The organism is Mesonia profundi (assembly GCF_031085155.1).
GTDB lineage: Bacteria > Bacteroidota > Bacteroidia > Flavobacteriales > Flavobacteriaceae > Mesonia > Mesonia profundi.
The window spans coordinates 113,183-132,246 of sequence record NZ_JAVHUL010000001.1; the positions used below are offsets into that span (position 1 = coordinate 113,183).

6 protein-coding genes and 1 pseudogene are annotated in these 19,064 nt (G+C 38.5%); 2 read left to right on the forward strand and 5 right to left on the reverse strand.

Annotated elements, in window-relative coordinates; all coding sequences use genetic code 11:
- Nucleotides 1-225 precede the first annotated feature (225 nt).
- Nucleotides 226-7,278 (forward strand): T9SS type B sorting domain-containing protein, encoded by a 7,053-nt coding sequence (locus RBU60_RS00580; RefSeq protein WP_308862667.1) that lies wholly within the window; start codon nt 226-228, stop codon nt 7,276-7,278.
- A 523-nt stretch (nt 7,279-7,801) separates the two neighbouring features.
- Here RBU60_RS00580 and RBU60_RS00585 read toward each other — a convergent pair.
- Together RBU60_RS00585 and RBU60_RS00590 are read right to left on the reverse strand one after the other, a co-directional pair.
- Complete coding sequence (locus RBU60_RS00585) at nt 7,802-9,580, reverse strand: AMP-dependent synthetase/ligase (protein ID WP_308862758.1); 1,779 nt, start codon at nt 9,578-9,580, stop codon at nt 7,802-7,804.
- A gap of 180 nt (nt 9,581-9,760) precedes the next feature.
- Nucleotides 9,761-11,197 carry a glycosyltransferase gene (locus RBU60_RS00590; protein ID WP_308862668.1) on the reverse strand — a complete coding sequence of 479 codons (1,437 nt, stop codon included), beginning with the start codon at nt 11,195-11,197 and terminating at the stop codon, nt 9,761-9,763.
- Nucleotides 11,198-11,841: 644 nt separating this feature from the next.
- Here RBU60_RS00590 and RBU60_RS00595 point away from each other — a divergent pair.
- Nucleotides 11,842-11,961, forward strand: a pseudogene (locus RBU60_RS00595) (IS1595 family transposase); the annotation flags it as partial.
- A gap of 18 nt (nt 11,962-11,979) precedes the next feature.
- On the opposite strand, the gene purL reads toward RBU60_RS00595, so the two are convergent.
- From purL to RBU60_RS00610, 3 genes are all read right to left on the reverse strand, one after another.
- Nucleotides 11,980-15,645: a phosphoribosylformylglycinamidine synthase gene (gene purL, locus RBU60_RS00600; RefSeq protein WP_308862669.1), complete on the reverse strand. Its 3,666-nt coding sequence runs from the start codon at nt 15,643-15,645 to the stop codon at nt 11,980-11,982.
- A gap of 285 nt (nt 15,646-15,930) precedes the next feature.
- On the reverse strand, nt 15,931-17,811 hold the full coding sequence (locus RBU60_RS00605; RefSeq protein WP_308862670.1) for an endonuclease: 1,881 nt from the start codon (nt 17,809-17,811) through the stop codon (nt 15,931-15,933).
- Between the two features lie 3 nt (nt 17,812-17,814).
- Nucleotides 17,815-19,029: an RsmB/NOP family class I SAM-dependent RNA methyltransferase gene (locus tag RBU60_RS00610; RefSeq protein WP_308862671.1), complete on the reverse strand. Its 1,215-nt coding sequence runs from the start codon at nt 19,027-19,029 to the stop codon at nt 17,815-17,817.
- Nucleotides 19,030-19,064 lie beyond the last annotated feature (35 nt).

Consider the following 19,064-nt stretch of genomic DNA (forward strand, 5'->3'; position numbering starts at 1 on the left):
GGCGGTCTTTTTGGTGGGTGAAAAGAGAGAAGCTTGTAGAGATTCAAAAGAAAGTATAATTTTTTTCTCGTTTAGGGGTAGGAAATATACTTTGTAAGTTGTTTTATGGATAGAAATTAGATTTATTTTTTTAAAATTTAGCATAAGGCTAACATTTGACTCTATTTTTATTAAATTTCGCGGCTAAAGCGGTTAAAGAGACAAATAATTATTACCCCAATACTTATGAAGAATATATACTTACTACTGTTTGCTTTGCTTCCCATTTCATTGTTTTCACAAAATGTGATCATGGGAGATGCAGATGTAGATCAATGCTCGGGAATTTTTTATGACAATGGAGGACCTGGAGGTTATAATGATAATGAAGGAGTCCCTCAAGTAATTACCATTTGTCCAGATCAACTCGGTCAAGTGACAGAACTAGATTTTACTGAATTTTTATTGGGAGGAGACGATGAAGTAAATATTTATGATGGGGATTCTACGGGAGCTCCATTAATAGGGACTTATTTAAATGGTAATAATCCAGGACTTGTATTTGCTTCTTCCATAAATACATCACGTTGTTTAACCGTAGAGTTTGTGCCAGATGGAAACTTTTCGCCATTAGCGGGTTGGGAAGCTACCATAAGTTGTAGAGAAGAGTGTCAGGATATAGATGTTTCTGTCTCTAATGTTACGCCATCAACCCTAAACGGAACTGTTTTTGAAGTACCTTTCAGTACTGAAATCACTTTCGAAAGTGATGTCATTTTTGAAGATGATGGAACTAACGCTCAATATGAATGGGATTTTGGAGATGGTAATACCGCAACGGGAGAAACGAGTCAAAATATATATACTCAATTAGGAGTTTATGAGGTAGTGCTAACGGTCACAGATAATAATGATTGTGTTTATTCCACAAGCATACAAGTAGAAGTCATACTAGATGTAAATGATCCAGGTCCAGGTTGTCCAAATGTTAATGTAAACCCGGCAGACAATATAGAAATTGAAGAGGATGGTAATTATACAATAACCTGTGGGGAAACCTCTACCGTATTGTCTGCAGAGTATCTAGTTACAGGGGAGTCCACTTCTTATGCCGTGAGCGACATACCCTATGCCCCTCCCTTTCCATTTACAGGAGCCACAGGGAATGCTCAAGATATAGGTAGTGATGACGGTTGGTCTTCAATCATAGACCTTGGTTTTGATTTTTGTTTTTTTAATAATACCTATGATAATGTGCTAATTACAGATAATGGCGCGTTAACCTTTGATATTCAGGGTGTTGTTCCGGGAGGAAATTATTCACCTAGTTCAGGTAGTGGATATTCGTTTGATGAACAGATTCCTTTTGATCCTGGAGCTTATGGTCCTCCTTATGTAAATGCAATTTTTGGTGTTTTACAGGATTTACACCCAGGTAGTTCGGAAACACCAGATGATTTTTCAATCAACTATGAATTGATAGGATCAGCTCCTTGTAGAACCTTAGTTTTTAATATTTATAATGCAGCTCTTTATAGTTGTGGTGGTTCTGAAGGTTTTCAAACGAGTCAAATGGTTCTTTATGAAACCACCAATGTAATTGATGTCTATGTAAAGAATAGAACTTCGTGTACTACTTTCAATTCTGGATCTGGATTAATTGGAATTCAAAATCAAGATGGTACAGAAGCTTTTACGCCTCCAGGGAGAAATACAGGTACTTGGAGCGCTACAGAAGAGGCTTGGAGGTTCACTCCTAATGGTACCTCAAATGTTGACTTTGCTTGGTATGATGAAGGGGGGAATTTTATAAGTAATGATGCTGATTTGGAAGTTAGTCCAACTGAACCAACCACATATACAGCCGAAGTTGAATATACGAATTGCAATGGAGATATCGTTACAGATTCTAAAGAAGTGACTGTACAGTTAGATGAACCTTATATAGTAGATCTAGGTCAAGATATAAGTGAATGTGATGTAGATGCTCCTATAACTTTAGAAGTGAGTTTAACTTCCTCAGAATATGAGCTTACAGACCTCAATTATGAATGGTTTTTTGAGGGTGTTAGTATTCCTGGAGAAGTTTCTCCTACTTTAGAGGTTTCTGAAACCGGTGAATATACAGTAGAAACATCTGTAGATGGAACAAACTGTACTTCTTCTGATAGTATAAATGTTACTTTTTATGATACTCCTGAAATAGAAAGTTCTCCGGAAGATATGGAAGCTTGCAGTCTTTCAACACCCATAGAATTTAATTTAACGACCAACACGCCTTTGGTGTTGGGAAGTCAAGATCCTGCAGATTTTGCAGTGACTTATTTTGCTACACAAGCAGAGGCTAATGCGGGTACGCCTGCCATTGCAGATCCTGCCAATTACAGTCCGATAAATGGAGAAGGTCAAACCATCTACATACGCATAGAAAATGTAAACAACACAACGTGTTATAACCTCACGAATTTTAATTTAATCGTGAATGAAGTACGTATAGGCGCTGTAACGGACAAAGAAGAATGTGACGGCGGAAATACAGGTTTAGCTACGTTTGATTTAACCGATAGCGATATGGAAGCTTTGGATGGTCAAAGTCCTTTAGACTACGAGGTAACGTATTACGAGACACAAGCCGCGGCCGATGCAGGCACCCCAGCTATTGCAGACCCAACGAACTATGAAAATGTTATCTCTAATCCACAACCCATTTATGTACGAGTAAATGTAGATGGAGATGCCGACTGTTACTTAACGGAAAGCTTTATGATTGAAGCGACGGCTTCTGCGCCAATTAATGCTCCTACACCATTGGTGGCTTGTGATACCGACAATGATGGATTCTATAACCAGTTTATTCTTACCGATAAAGATGATCAGATTACGGGTGGCAATCCAGCCGTAACGGTAAGCTACCACTTAACCCAAAGTGATGCCGATAACGGAGTGAGCGCAGTTAACTCCCCATATGCCAATGTGGAACCTTATAACCAAACGATTTATGTACGCGTAGAAGATACTGTTAACGGATGTGTTTTACAAGAAACCTTAGAACTAGAAGTTTACGACAGTCCTCAAATTGTAGCACCAGAGCCATTGGAGATGTGTGATGATGATCTAGACGAACAAGCTATTTTTGATTTAACGCAAGTAGAAGAAGAAGTATTAGACGGTTTAGATCCCAATAGTTATGACATCACCTACCACGAAGATGAGCAAGAAGCCGAAGACGGTGTAAACCCTATAGGGAATGCAGGATCTTATGAAAATGCATCCAATCCTCAAACGATTTGGATTCGTGTAACCGATCCTAATACCCCAACAGGCTGTTATAATGTAGTCGAATTAGAATTAATAGTCAATCCCTTGCCGGTAGCGGTACAACCTACCAACTTAGAGTTGTGTGATGATGAGTTAAGCGGAAGTGATACCGATGAACTTAGTGTGTTTGACCTTACGGTAAAAGACGGAGAAATTACAGCAGGAGATAACTCTATTGAAGTGATTTGGTATGAAACCCCAGCCGATCTTCAAGCAGGAATTCAAATCCCAAATCCAACGGAATACACCAATATCATTAGCACCAACCAAACTGTTGTAGCTTTATTGGTAGATGAAAACGGATGTAGTGTAACGATCACCCTTACCCTAGTAGTGAACCCTTTACCTTCACCAACCCCTACAGATCAATTAGAGCCTTACGAATTATGTGATGACGATAACGATGGCTTTGTAGAATTTGACTTAGATACTCAAGAAGATATCATCGCCAATGGAGAAGCCGATGTAGAAATCACTTACTATGCTACCCCAGAAGGTGCAGAAAGTGGCTTGGTTGAAAACCAAATAGGACCTCTATACGAAAACGTACAGATCAATCAACAAACCATTTACGCTAGAGCAACCAATATCATTACCGGTTGTTACCGTTGGGTAAGTTTAGACTTAGTGGTGACTCCACTTCCAGAGATTGAAGGCCCTTTAGAGGATATCTTTGCATGTGATGCCACAGGCGATACCTTCCAGAACTTTGATATTACTCAAAATGAAGAAGTTATTTATGGTACACAAGACACGAGTTTGTACACCATCTCTTATTATGAAAGTGAAACCAATGCCATAGATGAAGTAAACCCTATTAGTACGCCAACCAACTATTCTAATGGCGGGATAAGCCCTTTAACCATTTGGGTACGCTTAGAAGATAACGATACCGAATGTTTCCGTATCGCTAGTTTTGATTTAATTACAGGAGAAACCCCAGAGGTGTTTAACCCGCAACCTTTAGAAGCTTGTGATGATAGTGCTACCACGCCAACCGATGAGATAGGCTTGTTTGATTTAACCCAAACAATCCCAGAAATCACTAATGAAGTAAGCAACCTAGAGGTGTTTTTCTACGAAAGTGTAACCGATATGGATAATGATAATTTCATTACTCCAGCCGATGCTTACCAGAATATTGACAATCCGCAAACGCTTCAAGTAAAAGTGGTAAGCGATGAAGGCTGTGAAGCATTTACGACCCTTACCCTAGTGGTAAACCCTAATCCTAGTATAGAAGAAGAATTAGATCCTATAGAAGTATGTGATATTGATAATGATGGTTTTGCTGACTTTGATTTAGAAGCCGAGACTGTAGGAATCTTAAACGGAGAGCCTAATGTAAGCATCACCTACCATACGACTTTGGCCAATGCAGAGAATGGCGTAGATGCGATTGATACCACAGAGCTTTACACCAACGTAAATATCAATATACAAACCATTTACGTAAGAGCAGAAAACACAGGAGTTACAGGAAATGGAACCAACTGTTATGTGACCCGTCCATTAGAGCTTATCGTGATTCCTTCTCCCGTATTGGAGCCAGAAGGATTAGAAGACTTATATGTATGTGATGACGCTAGTGCCAATGGTTTTGCTGTCTTTGATTTAACGCAAAACGAAGACTTGATGTTTGGAGACCAAGACCCTACGAACCTTGTGATTACGTATCACGAAGATTTGGCAGCGGCAGAAAACGGTACGCCACGAATTCTAGTCCCTACAATCTATACCAATATTGAAAACCCTCAAATGATTTGGGTGCGTATAGAAAATACCGAAACCGGTTGTATAGACGTTTTTGTATTAACTGATGAAAACACCTTTATGTTATATGTAGAGGAGATTCCAGAATTGACTCAGCCTACGCCGCTTCAGATGTGTGATGACGATTATGAAAATGATCCTTTATCTCAAGTAGAGTTTGATTTAACGGTAAAAGAGAGCGAGATTTTAGATATGGATCCGGTGCCCGATAACTATGTGTTTACCTATTATGCTTCCGCAGAAGATCAAGCTTCAGGAACACCAATAGATACTCCAGAAGCTTATGTAAACGCAGAAAATCCGCAAACGATATTTATAGAAGTAGCCGATACCAATACAGAGAACTCTTGTATCAACGAGATTACGCTCACCATCGAAGTATTGCCATTGCCTACACCTTCCGAAGAAAGTTTGGAAGCCCTGCGTCAAGAACAATGTGATGAGGACAATGATGGAGTAGCAGCAGATCCTTTTGACTTAACCCAGAGTGGCGATTTAATCTCTGACGGAGAAAATGTAGTGATTAGTTACTATAAGACCGAAGACGCAGCCAATGAAGAAGATGCAACAGAGCTGATAGGCACTCCGGAAGCTTATGTAAACGAGCCAGCCTACAATACGCTGAATGCTGACGGAACCCCAACCAATATCCAACTAATTTATGCCCGCGTAGATAGTGGAGCCGCAGGAAACTTCTGTTATGTGTTGGTTCCTTTTGAACTGATTGTTTACCCAGAACCGGTACTTAACCCCGCAGGGACTCCGTTTGGATACACCCTATGTGAAGATGGCAGTAGTGGAACAGCAGCTATAGAACTTTCAGACATTGCAGGAAACCTTTATGATGCAACTTTTGAAGCCGATGCAGATCCAGATACGCAAGCAGACCCAACGGTTTTAATTCCATTATTGGATCAAGACCCAGCGACCAATGCGAATCAAGATTTAGACATCAACAACTATATTTTCACCTATTACTTTAGTTTAGCCGATGCCGAGGCAGGCGCTAATGTTATTCCAAACGGTTTTGCGATCAGTGATGATACCACCATCTGGGTAGAGATAAGCAATAGCTTTGGCTGTGTTAGTGATGAGTTTGGAGAAATTTTAGTGCAAGTAGAGCCGCGTCCAAGTATAGACGATACGCCCTTGGTGATTGATGATTTATGTTCAGACGAGCAAGGCGGAAACACCGCAACGATAGATCTAACGCAGTATAGCGATCAGATCAATCCGGGAGCACCGGCCGATACGCAAATCAACTACTATGCAAGTATGCAGGATTACCTAGATGGTTTAGTGATCGAGACGCCTTCAGATTATACAACAGAAAGCAATCCGCAAACGATTATTGCTGAAGTGATTTATACCACCAGTTTATGTGAATCCGCAACGGTAAAAGAAATCACGCTAGAGGTAAATGAAACCCCAACGGTAGACATTACTTCGTATGATGGAACGGTGATTTGTTATGATAGCAATCCAGCCACCGAGGTGATAGGCGGAAACTACGATCCAGTGATTATTGATACCGGATTAAACGAGCTTACCTACGATTTTGTATGGACGATAGACGGCGTAGATCAAAACAATAACAGCGCAAGCTTTGAGGTAACCGAGCCCGGACTTGTAGTGGTAGAAGTAACCAATACCACGACTCCAGGAATGTGTAGCACCAGCAGTGAGGCTTTATTCTTTGAGAATAACCCACCAGAATTTCAGGCTACAATAGAGACGATATCTTTTAATGGATCCCATTCTGTATTGATTAGCAATGTAACCGGAAATGGAGACTATGAATTTAGTGTAGACAACGGTCCTTGGACGGCGCTAGGCGAAGATGGTACTTTAACCATAGACGGTTTAGCAGGCGGAGAACACGAGATTATAGGAAGAGATCAAGGCGGCTGTGGAGCTACTCTACAAACCATCTCGTTCATTGATTATCCAGAGTTCTTTACCCCTAATGAAGATGGGTATAACGACCGTTGGAACATCCTAGGACTCTCCAATCAATTAGATGCTAAGATTTATATCTTTGACCGTTACGGAAAACTACTCAAACAACTAAGTCCAAACGGCGAAGGCTGGGATGGAACCTTTAATGGAACCGCAATGCCATCTAACGACTATTGGTTTAGAGTAGAATACACCGATATTGATGGTACCAGAAAAGAGTTTAAAGCCAACTTTACTTTAAAGAGGTAAAGAGCTAAAAGCTTAACTACATAGACCGCCGTCTTTCAACTATTTGTGGAGAGACGGCGGTCTTTTTGGTGGGAGGATAATCAATGTGAAATTAACTATGGCATTGATATGCTACTACCGATTTAATTTTTTAATGTCGTATAGAAAATGAACGAGTTTAAATGCGACATTACATGGTTAGTTTGGTTATAAGTATAATAAAGTTAAAAGAAAGCTTCTCACGAACTCAAAAAACAGCTTTGAGTCCTCGTCAAGGCTCGACTGTGTCAGATGCCGAAAACGCTTTTTTAGGTTAGTAGAAATACCTGCTAAAAAAAAGAGTTAATCTTGGTTAGTGTATTTTAATTGCGGATGCTCGTATCAAGAAAATAATAGAGTGAGGCACGAGTTGCAAACTCGCGCCATTGGAGAGCTTTTAAAGATTTAGAGTATCCTATTCTCTAAGTTTGTAAGCTTTTCTTGGTGAAGTATAGGAATAAAAAACTCCCCTAAAAAGAGGAGTTTTTTTGAATAAATAGAAAGTTTACTGAAGACCGTAAATTTCATTATATAAGTCAATGTATTTTTCTTTGATGTTTTTTCTTTTCATTTTCATCGTCGGGGTAAGATGATTATCCTCTACAGACCACACATCTGGAGTTAGTTCAAACTTTTTCACTCTTTCCCAATGTCCAAAACGTTCATTGTAAAAATCTACTTCCTTTTGAACTCTATCCATAACCTCTGTTGATTTACAAAGATCTTTGTGAGAGGAGCCAATATCGATATTTTTGCGTTTAGCCCAATCTTCAATAAATTCAAAATTAGGTTGAATTAGAGCAGCTGGCATTTTTTGTCCTTCGCCCACGACCATAATTTGCTCGATAAATCGAGATTGTTTCATAATGTTTTCAATCAATTGCGGAGCTACATATTTCCCCCCAGAAGTTTTAAACATCTCTTTTTTACGATCGGTAATCTTTAAAAATCCATCTTTGTCAAGCTCTCCGATATCTCCCGTATGAAAAAATCCATCTTCTAAAACTTCTTCTGTCTTTTCTTTGTCTTTAAAATAACCCAGCATTACCTGCGGGCCTTTTACTAAAATCTCTCCGTCTTTAGCTATTTTTACTTCGGTTTCAGGAATAGGTTTTCCTACAGTTCCTACTTTAAAACCTCTGTCTCGCATGTCGTTTACCGCGATTACAGGAGAAGTTTCTGTTAACCCATAACCTTCCATCACCGCAATTCCAGCTGCATTAAAAACACGAGCTAATCGAGGTTGTAGAGCAGCACTTCCTGAAGCGATTACTTTTATATTTCCGCCAAGGGCATCTTGCCATTTACTAAAAATTAATTTTTTGGCTACTTTAAGCTTGGTTTCGTACCACCACCCATTTTCTTCATAGGGTTTATATTCTAAGCCTAGTTCTACCGCCCAGTAAAACAATTTCTTTTTGATTCCTGTAAGCGAAGAACCTTTGGCGATAATCTTATCGTAAACCTTTTCTAGCACTCTAGGTACGGCCGACATTACATCTGGCTTGACCTCTTTTAAGTTGTCACTTATCTTGTCAATAGATTCCGCAAAGTAAATACTAGCGCCGTTATATTGATACATATAAAGAAGCATACGCTCATAAATATGACATACGGGGAGGAAACTCATCGCAACGCTTTCTTTTTGCTCTAGGGGAAGACGTGTAGAACTGTTTACTGCATTACTCACTATATTTTTATGAGAAAGCATGACTCCTTTAGGTTTTCCAGTAGTTCCCGAAGTATAAATAATGGTCGCTAAATCGTCTTCTGTAATTTGAGCTTTAATTGAATCTAGTTCTTCTTGATTGCTATCATCTTCTCCTAATTCTAAAAGTTCTTTCCAGCTTTTTGTTCCTTTTATATCATCAAAACTGTAGATTTCTTTAAGGGAAGGAATTTGATCTTTAACTTTATTTACCTTGTCTAATACTTCTTTATCTGAAACAAAGCAATATTTAGATTCGCTATGGTTGAGTACATAGGCATATTCATCTTCAGAAATGCTTGGGTAAATAGGAACATCTTGTGCTCCAGTTTGTAGAATACCAATATCCATAATATTCCACTCCGTACGATTGGAAGTAGAAATAATGGCGATATTGTCTTTACGGTTAATGCCTAAGCGAAGCAGAGCCCTACTTATTTTGTTGGCTTTAGCTATATATTCTTCCGTAGAAGTGGCAATCCAATCGTCTCCGTATTTGGTTACCAGTGATTTTTCTAATTTGAAATTTTCCAACTGATAGTATGGAAAATCAAAAAGGCGTTTTACTTCAGTCATCATAAAAAGGAGTTATTATCATGCAAAATATGAAAATAACTCCTCTTTTTATGTTTATTTCTAATAAAAACTATCTATACGTAAACTAAATCGTTATGGTTCAGCTTGATTCCTAGTGAAATCTGTAATTTCAGGATGAATATTCGGAAGTAAATCTGAGGATCACCAAGCTTTTACTCTCTATGCTTTAGCTGCTTCAGTAGCCTTAGGCAACTCTCTGGTTAACCATCCTCTTCTACTTGCTGTAGCAATGGCATAAGGAGTAATCCAAAATAAAGTAAAGGTATAAAAGATACTATAAGGATATGCCCAAAACGATTCTAGTACAGTATGTTTCTTCGCGTAAAATAGTGCTTGAAAACTTGAGAACACTAAGATACTGATCAATGCTGATGTAATAAACAATAGCGGATAAGAGACAATAAAGAACAACATCAATATGACCATAGGGTACGATAATAGAATCTTAGACCATTGATTTAATAACAAGATACGAGTTCCTGCTTTTGGTCCTTCTCTAAAATTACCAAAGGCAAATTTACTCATCGCAATGTTTTCTCTCACATTACTTCTTTCCCAACGAATAAACATTTTGTAAAGGTTGGTATAACGTTCTGGAATATTCGTGTACACATAAGCATTACGTTGAAAAAGTACTTTGTAACCCTGCTTTAAAATCATATTCGTCATAGCGCGATCTTCTCCAATATCTGAAGGTTGCCCGTTAAAAGTTTGGGTAATCCAATCTTGTAGACAATTAAAAACCGCATCTTTACGGTAAGCGGCCAAAGCACCTGGAGTACATAAAACAGAACCTAAGGCACTTTGTGCAGAACGTACAAACTCAAAACTAAACGCAAAACTAACGTTCAACATCTTAGGAATAAGCGCTTTCTTGTTGTTTAGTACTCTTACATTTCCGGCTACAGCACCACATTCTTCGTTATTCACAAATGGACTGGCCATATTACGTAAAGTATTTTCTTTTACAATAGAATCACTATCTACGGTAATAAATACATCTCCTGTACCTAAATTAAATCCACGGTAAAGCGCATGTCTTTTTCCTTTATTTTCAGGTTGTTGGTAGATAGCAAGACGGTCTCCCAATTCTTCTTTCGCTTTCTTCATCCAATCCCAAGTATCATCTTTACTACCGTCATCAATAGAGATTAACTGTATTTTTTCCTGCGGATAGTTGCTTTCAGCCAAACTAATTAAAGTTTTCCAAACTAGTTCCCCTTCGTTATAAGCAGGAACGATGATGCTAATGAATGGAAGTTGCTCATCTGAAACAGAATCTACCACTTTATATTTAAAATACAATACCAATAGGTACACCAAGAAACCAAGGTGAGTAGCCAATAAAGCTATCCCTCCAATTCTTAAGGCGTTCCCCCAAAAGTTATTCATTCTTTCCAAGTGAATTTCTTCAAAATAAGGGTAGAAGAAATAGGTTACCACTACTGCGGAAATAAGAAGTAAGAAAGTTCCGGCAAGAATGAGAAGCTTTTTAGAATTGTTTTCTATATTTTCATCCTCAATAGATCCGTTGGAAGTTTCTGAAAATCCCTTAGATTCTATAATGGTCGGTTTATTTTTCGAAGTATTGTTCATATTATTTTTCTATTTACTTTTACTAAGTCAATATCAGTGCCATAGGCTCAGGCCTTGAAATACAAGGGGTTCTGAAATAGAAAAATCAATCGAGTGTGGATATTTTCTACACTTATGTGGAATCAAACCTCAAAATAAGCTTAAATGCCGATGTTTTTGAAAAGTCGGAAAAAAACTAAAACCTATCCTAAAAGCAAAAAGCTCAAAGTTTTTTACGACTCCAAGCTTTTTGCATTATTGTTTTAAATTTTTAGAGGTCAGTAGTTAAATACCTACTTTTACTATAGTCTAACGTATTGATTTTAATCTATTTAAAATACATTTTATTCTCAGTTGGGCTTAGTGTGGCAAATATACTTTGCCATAGTATGCTACTTATAAGACTATTAATTACTTTAAAATAAAACCATAGTAAAAACATATCTAATACATACTGCATCCACAGTTTTTGTGGTAAAATCTGGTTTCACTGTGTATAGAGTGTGGACTCAGTATGGGTTCGATATAATGTATCTATGGGAGGGTTATTCTTTAAACCAGCTTTTACCTCGAATGTAGATGGAGTGTATGCTAATTATATTTAATTTCAATTGAGCATAAAATATTTCAATCTCTTAATACGATATTACATATTTAAACTGGTATTTAATGAGTTTTACTTCAGAATAAACAGGTAGCAAAACAAAGCTACCATATTTAATAACCTTATAGAAAAAATGATACGTATAGATAAAATTAATCAGAAAGAATTAATAGGCACTTAATCACTGACCTTTTTAGATCTATTTATTTTCTAACCACTTTCGTGCATTGACAAAAGCTTCTAACCAAGGCGTAACTTCGTCATTCTTGCGTTCTGAAGGATAGTTTGCCCAGTTCCACGTAAAAGTAGAACGTTCTAAGTGAGGCATCATTACCAAATGTCTTCCCGAATCATCAGTAAGCATCGCCGTATTAAAATCTGAGCCATTCGGGTTGGCAGGATAGGCATCGTAGCCATATTTCCCTACAATGTTGTACTTCTCTTCGGCATAAGGGAAACTAAATTTACCTTCTCCATGTGCAGACCAGATTCCTAATTTACTACCAGAGAGACTGCTTAGCATCACCGATTTATTTTCTTTAATTTCTACCGAAGTAAAATTACATTCAAATTTATGAGAGTCGTTATGTAACATTTTAGGCTTTTCACTGTGCTCAGGATTGATTAATCCTAACTCAATAAACAACTGACAACCGTTACAAACTCCCAAAGAAAGCGTGTCTTCCCGATCAAAGAATTTCTTTAAAGCCGTGTTTGCTTTTTCGTTGTATAAAAAGGCGCCGGCCCAACCTTTGGCACTTCCCAACACATCCGAATTGGAGAATCCTCCCACGGCAGCGATAAACTGAATGTCTTCCAAAGTCTCTCTTCCGCTAATCAAATCGGTCATATGAACGTCTTTTACGTCAAAACCGGCCAAGTGCATCGCACGCGCCATTTCACGCTCAGAGTTAGATCCTTTCTCCCGAATAATCGCTCCTTTTATTTTTTTCTTGTCACTTCGAGCGGAGTCGAGAAGTCCTGTAAATCCTTTTGGAAACTCATACGAAAGCGCTTGTTTTTTATAATTCTCAAAACGCTCTTTAGCCAGTTTTTCTCCACTTTGCTTTTGATCTAATAAATACGAAGTTTCATACCAAGCATCGCGATATGTAGGGATGTCAAACTCAAATGTATCAGTGTGATTGTTAATTTCTAAGCTTCCGTGAGTTGTCACTTCTCCTATTTTGAAAAACGGGATTTGAAGTTTTTCTAATAGCGCTTCCGCGGAAGTGTCCTTCGTTTGAAATACAATTCCACTATTCTCGTTAAATAAGACTTTAGCCGAATCCTTCTCGTTTAAAGCACTTAAATCTATTTTCGCTCCTAAATCCACATCAGCAAAACACATTTCTAATAAGGTGGTCACCAATCCGCCTGAAGCTACATCGTGTCCGGCAAGAATATGATCTTCTTTAATGAGTTGCTGCATTGCATTAAAAATAGCGGCAAACTGCTCATCGTTTTTGATGCTTGGCACTTGAGTACCTATTTTATTTAAAATTTGTGCAAAAGAAGAACCACCCAATTTAAAATCGTCCTGAGATAAATTGATGTAGTAAATAGAACCCCCGTTTTTTTGCAATACCGGCTCTACCACTTTGGTGATCTGATTACAATTTCCAGCTGCCGAAATAATTACGGTACCTGGAGAGATGACTTCTTTATCTGGATATTTTTGCTTCATCGATAAAGAATCTTTTCCCGTAGGAACATTGATTCCCAAGTTGATCGCAAAATCTGAAACTCCTTTTACCGCAGCATACAAACGGGCATCTTCTCCTTCATTATTACAAGGCCACATCCAATTGGCAGAAAGAGAAACAGATTTTAATCCTTTCTCTAAAGGCGCCCAAACCAAATTGGTTAAAGACTCTGCGATTGAATTTTTAGCACCCGCTACAGGATCTACCAATCCAGAAATAGGGGAGTGCCCAATAGAAGTCGCTACACCTTGTTTTCCTTTATAATCCAAAGCCATTACGCCTACATTGTTTAAAGGTAATTGTAAGGGGCCGGCGGTTTGCTGCTTGGCCACCCTTCCAGAGACACAACGGTCTACTTTGTTGGTTAACCAATCCTTACAGGCAACCGCTTCTAATTGAAGTACTTGCTTTACGTAATCGTATATTTTGTTGGTATCATACTCTAATTCCGCATACTGATAATTTACGGTTTTATCGTTCATGATGGTTTGAGGAGAGCTGCCAAACATATCTTCCAAGGCTAAATCCATGGGTTTTTGTTTAGAGCTACTTCCTATAAAAGTAAATCTATTATCGTTGGTCACTTCTCCCACGCGATACATAGGAGAGCGCTCTCGGTCTGCCACGCGCTGTAGGGTTTCGATATGTTCTTTGCCAATCACTAATCCCATACGCTCTTGAGATTCGTTTCCAATAATTTCCTTAGCGGAAAGGGTGGGATCTCCTACGGGAAGTTGATCTAAATCGATTCTACCTCCGGTTTCTTCTACCAACTCGCTTAGACAATTTAAGTGTCCTCCTGCGCCGTGATCGTGAATAGAAACAATGGGGTTTTCATCGGCTTCTACCATGCCTCGAATCGCATTGGCGGCACGTTTTTGCATTTCTGGATTGGAACGCTGAATGGCGTTTAATTCTATTCCGCTGCTAAACTCCCCAGTGTCTGCCGAAGAAACTGCTGCGCCTCCCATGCCAATTCTATAATTTTCACCTCCAAGAATCACAATTTGATCGGCTTCTTTCGGAGTGTCTTTTAAGGCTTGATCTTTTTTTCCGTAACCAATTCCTCCCGCCTGCATAATCACTTTGTCGTAGCCTAAATCCCGGTTATTCTCGCTATGTTCAAAAGTGAGCACAGAACCTGTGATAAGCGGTTGACCAAATTTATTTCCAAAATCTGAAGCTCCGTTAGAAGCTTTGATCAAAATATCCATCGGAGTTTGGTACAACCATTCGCGCTCTTCCATGGCTTTTTCCCAAGGACGTTCTTCGTTAAGCCGACTGTAAGCTGTCATATAAACCGCTGTTCCTGCAAGGGGCAAAGAACCTTTTCCTCCTGCCAAACGGTCTCTAATTTCCCCGCCGCTTCCTGTAGCTGCTCCGTTAAAAGGTTCCACTGTCGTAGGGAAATTGTGGGTTTCTGCTTTTAAAGAAATGACAGAATCGTACTCTTTATTCTGATAGTAATCAGGTTTGTCGGCAGATTTTGGAGCAAATTGCTCTACTCTGGGGCCGTTAATAAAAGCTACGTTGTCTTTATAGGCCGAAACAATTTCGTTGGGATGTGTTTCTGATGTTTTTCTAATGAGTTTAAAAAGCGAAGCAGGTTTTTCTTCTCCGTCAATAATAAACTTCCCGTTGAAGATTTTATGTCGGCAGTGTTCTGAATTGACTTGTGAAAACCCAAAGACTTCCGAGTCGGTTAATTTTCTTCCTAACTTTTCTGAAAGTTGCTCTAGGTAATGTACTTCTTCTTTATTTAGCGCTAAACCTTGTTGTTGGTTATATAAACCAATATCATCGATGTCTTTAATATGCTCTGGCTGAATATCAACATCAAAAATATCTTGATGTATCTCATGGTATTTCTGCGAAAGCATAGGATCAAAATCTTTCTCATCTCTTTCTACTTCCTCAAATTCTTCGATGCGAAGAATGCCTTCAATCCCCATATTTTGGGTAATTTCTACGGCATTGGTACTCCAAGGCGTAATCATAGTAGCTCTTGGCCCTACAAAATCACCGGTTAGGGTTTCTTTGTTGATTTGTTCTGCGTTGCCAAAAAGCCAGTTAAGTTTTTGAACGTCTTCCTTAGGTAATGGAGCTTGAGTTTGTACGGTATAGACCGTTTTTGAAGAGTTTCCGAAGAAAAGAATCATAATCGGGTTGTTTGTGTTGTGTGTGAATTGCAAATTTACTTTTTTCTTTCAATTATAGCTATAAAAAAAAGCGGCAATAAAGCCGCTTTTTTTCTGTATTCGTTAAAAATTAATTGCATATACGTTTAATGTCCATTGTAATCAAATAATAGTGTTAATGTCACATCGAGCGCCAGCCCGAAAGAATTCATTCTGGTGGGGAGTCGAGATGCGTTTGTTTAACCTTTCGACTCCGCTCAAGGTGACAAAAGCTAGTTTTAAGAATGAAAGCGGATATACAAAAAATTAATGTTGAATCACTAATTTTTTTACGGCTGTTTTTCCTTCCGCGTAAAGCTTCAAGACATATAAGCCATTGCTTATTCCGTTAAGGTTAATCGCAGGAGCAGAAATTTGCTGGTCTTGCTGAATCAATCTTCCGTTAAGGTCATAAATTTGATACGCATAATTAACGTTATTTTCTAACTCAATGTAAAGTGTTTGTTGGTTTACAGGATTAGGATAGATGCTAAGCTCTAAATTTTTGCTTGAAATTCCTAAATCGTCTTCTCCTAAAATAGTAAAACTGTCTACCGTCCAACGTGTGGCATCGTCTCCATTAGAAGTGTCATATTTAAAAGCAAAATAAACTTCTCCAGAAATTGAGCTAATGTCAATGTTGGTGAAATTAGTTTCTTCTATGCCATTGCCGCCAGAATATAAAGGAATAGTTACATTAGGAACGGGCAGCCAATTAGAAGTAGAAGGATTTCCGTTTCCATCATAATTAGTAGAATATAAAAGTTGAAGTTGAGTTTCTCCAAAAGTGGAGGCAACAAAGAAGCTTAATTTTTCGTCTTTGTAATCGTCAAAATTTATAGGATTAGTCGAAATTAACCAGTCTGTACTAGGAACTTGGTTTCCTTGAGAAAATCCATTCATTTGGTATGCTCCCGTGTTATTTTCGCCAAATTGCGTGGTGCATTCCCAATCTACAGTACTTAATTCTGATACGGCTGTAAACTGAATAGCGTTACAGTCTTCGAAGTCTTCATTAAAGATAACTTCTGGAGCATCTAATGTGGTAAGGTTTACCGTATTGCTTAACGCGGAAGCATTTCCGTAGGCGTCTAATGCTTTTACCGCAAAAGAATAATTGGTGTTTGGAGATAGACCGGTGATGCTAGCTTGTGTAGTGGTTACGTTATCTACAACTAGACCATCTTGCTCTATTTCGTAAGAAACCACTCCAACATTATCGGTTGAAGCACTCCAACTTAAATCTGTGGTATAAGCGGTTACATTATTTGCAATTAAATTGGTAGGAGCTGTTGGCGCTTGCGTGTCTGGATTGGGATCCCAAATTACGGCTACCCAAGAAGGATTATCGATGTATGGATTTCTATTTCCTTGAAAATCAAATGCAGCATTGTTACGGTCAATTTCTTTTTGAGAAACAGGATCTGTATTATGCCATTGAATTAACATGGCTAGCATCCAATCGTCAAAAACTTGATCTGAAGTTCCGTTAAACGTATTCTGACTTCCATCATTTGCAGACTCCCAGCTTCCTATTTGATTTTCATATCGAGTCGCCATATAAAAGTAAACACGGGCTAAATCTCCTTTAAATTCGTCTATAGGTTCAAATACAGTTCCGCTGTATGCACTAGGGTGGTTGTAGACATTGTTCCCTTTCTTGGAGCCATTGTCTGACGTGTAGGTGGCATTGTCCACCTCTCCAAACGGAAGGTGTCCTCTTTGCCCATTCACATAGCCATCTGCGGGATACACGTGTTGTATATCTGTTTTCATAGGGGAAGAAGAGCCAAACCAACTTTGTGGCATCAGATGTTCTCTGTTGTAGCAAGAACCTTCCCCAGAATAATTTCCGCATTGATTAGAACCAAAGGTGTAGGTATAAGAATCTGTACCTGTAGGATTTTCAGAATAAATATCCAGTACAGTGCCGTCATTTTCGTAATAAATATCTACATCTGTAGTATAATACCCGTCCCAAAGGTCTCCATAACTTTGAGGATTGTGACCATTGGTGATAATAGCACTTAATTCAGATTTTAAACTGTACCCGGTTAAGCCCTGGGTACTATCATAATAGCCAGCAGGAGCTTGAGCAAAAGATAACATGCTCAACATTAAAAAACTTAGTAAAGTAATTTTTTTCATGGGTTATGTATTTTTAATTAATCTCGCCATATAAAAGCCATCATATCCTGATTCGTGGCTTAAAACAATTTTTTCATCCTCTAAAGAAAAGCCTTGACCTTCTTCTGAAGCTAAGAACGATTTTACTTGTCCTTGATTTTCTGAAGGTAAGATAGAACAGGTGGCATATACAATTTTACCTCCTTTTTTAAGAATTTTAGAATAATCGCTTAAAATTTCTTGTTGCGTATTTCTTATTCGCTCTAAAAACTCTGGCTGAAGCTTCCATTTGGCATCGGGATTTCTGCTTAAAACACCTAATCCGCTACAGGGCGCGTCAATAAGAACGCGATCTGCAGAGTTATGTAATTTTTTAATCACTTTGGTGCTATCTATTTCGCGCGTTTCAATATTGTGTGCACCCGCACGCTTAGCTCTTCTTTTAAGCTCTTTTAATTTGTTCCCATAAATATCTAAGGCTATAATTTGTCCTTTATTTTCCATGATGGCCGCCAAATGCAAGGTTTTTCCACCCGCTCCTGCGCAAGTATCTACTACGCGCATTCCAGGTTCTACCTGTAAAAACGGAGCTACGAGCTGAGAAGATGCATCTTGTACTTCAAAAAAGCCTTCTTTAAAGATTTCTGTAGAAAACACATTGGCACGTTCGTCCAATTCTATCGCCGAAGGGTATTTTTTTAGGGAATGCGCTTCAATGCTTTCCGCAAATAAGCTATCTCTTAATTTTTTTGGAGTGGCTTTTAGGCTGTTAGCTCTTAAAACTACGGGAGCCATTTGGTTTAAGGCCGCAATTTCTCGGGTCCATTTTTGTTCTCCCAATTCTTTTACTCCAAGTTCATCCATCCAATCTGGAATCGACTCTTTAAACTTTCTTGTTTTAGAAAGCTCATCAAATCTTCCTTTGATTCTTCGGGTAGGCGTATCCTCTAATTGTTTCCAATCTGGAAGCTGAATTCCTTTAAGGGTAGCCCAAACTGCAAAAAGCCTAAATAAATTAGGTCTAGAAAAAGGTTCTTTTACTTCAGCTATTTCGGCGTAAAGCCTTTTCCAGCGTACAATATCATAAACGGTTTCTGCAATAAAACTGCGATCTCTAGAACCCCAGCGTTTATCTCTTTTTAAAGCCTTTGATATCTCTTTATCGGCATATTTGCCTTCGTTGAAGACGTTGTTTAACGTGTCAATAACTGCAAAGACAAGATTTCTGTGTAAACGCATGTATAAAAAATTTAGCGGGCAAAGTTAACGAATTT

Bases quoted from the DNA above. Each gene is read 5' to 3' on its own strand.
- RBU60_RS00585 (WP_308862758.1), bottom strand. From the start codon at position 9,580: ATGACTGAAGTAAAACGCCTTTTTGATTTTCCATACTATCAGTTGGAA.
- purL (WP_308862669.1), bottom strand. From the start codon at position 15,645: ATGATTCTTTTCTTCGGAAACTCTTCAAAAACGGTCTATACCGTACAA.
- RBU60_RS00590 (WP_308862668.1), bottom strand. From the start codon at position 11,197: ATGAACAATACTTCGAAAAATAAACCGACCATTATAGAATCTAAGGGA.
- RBU60_RS00610 (WP_308862671.1), bottom strand. From the start codon at position 19,029: ATGCGTTTACACAGAAATCTTGTCTTTGCAGTTATTGACACGTTAAAC.
- RBU60_RS00605 (WP_308862670.1), bottom strand. From the start codon at position 17,811: ATGAAAAAAATTACTTTACTAAGTTTTTTAATGTTGAGCATGTTATCT.
- RBU60_RS00580 (WP_308862667.1), top strand. From the start codon at position 226: ATGAAGAATATATACTTACTACTGTTTGCTTTGCTTCCCATTTCATTG.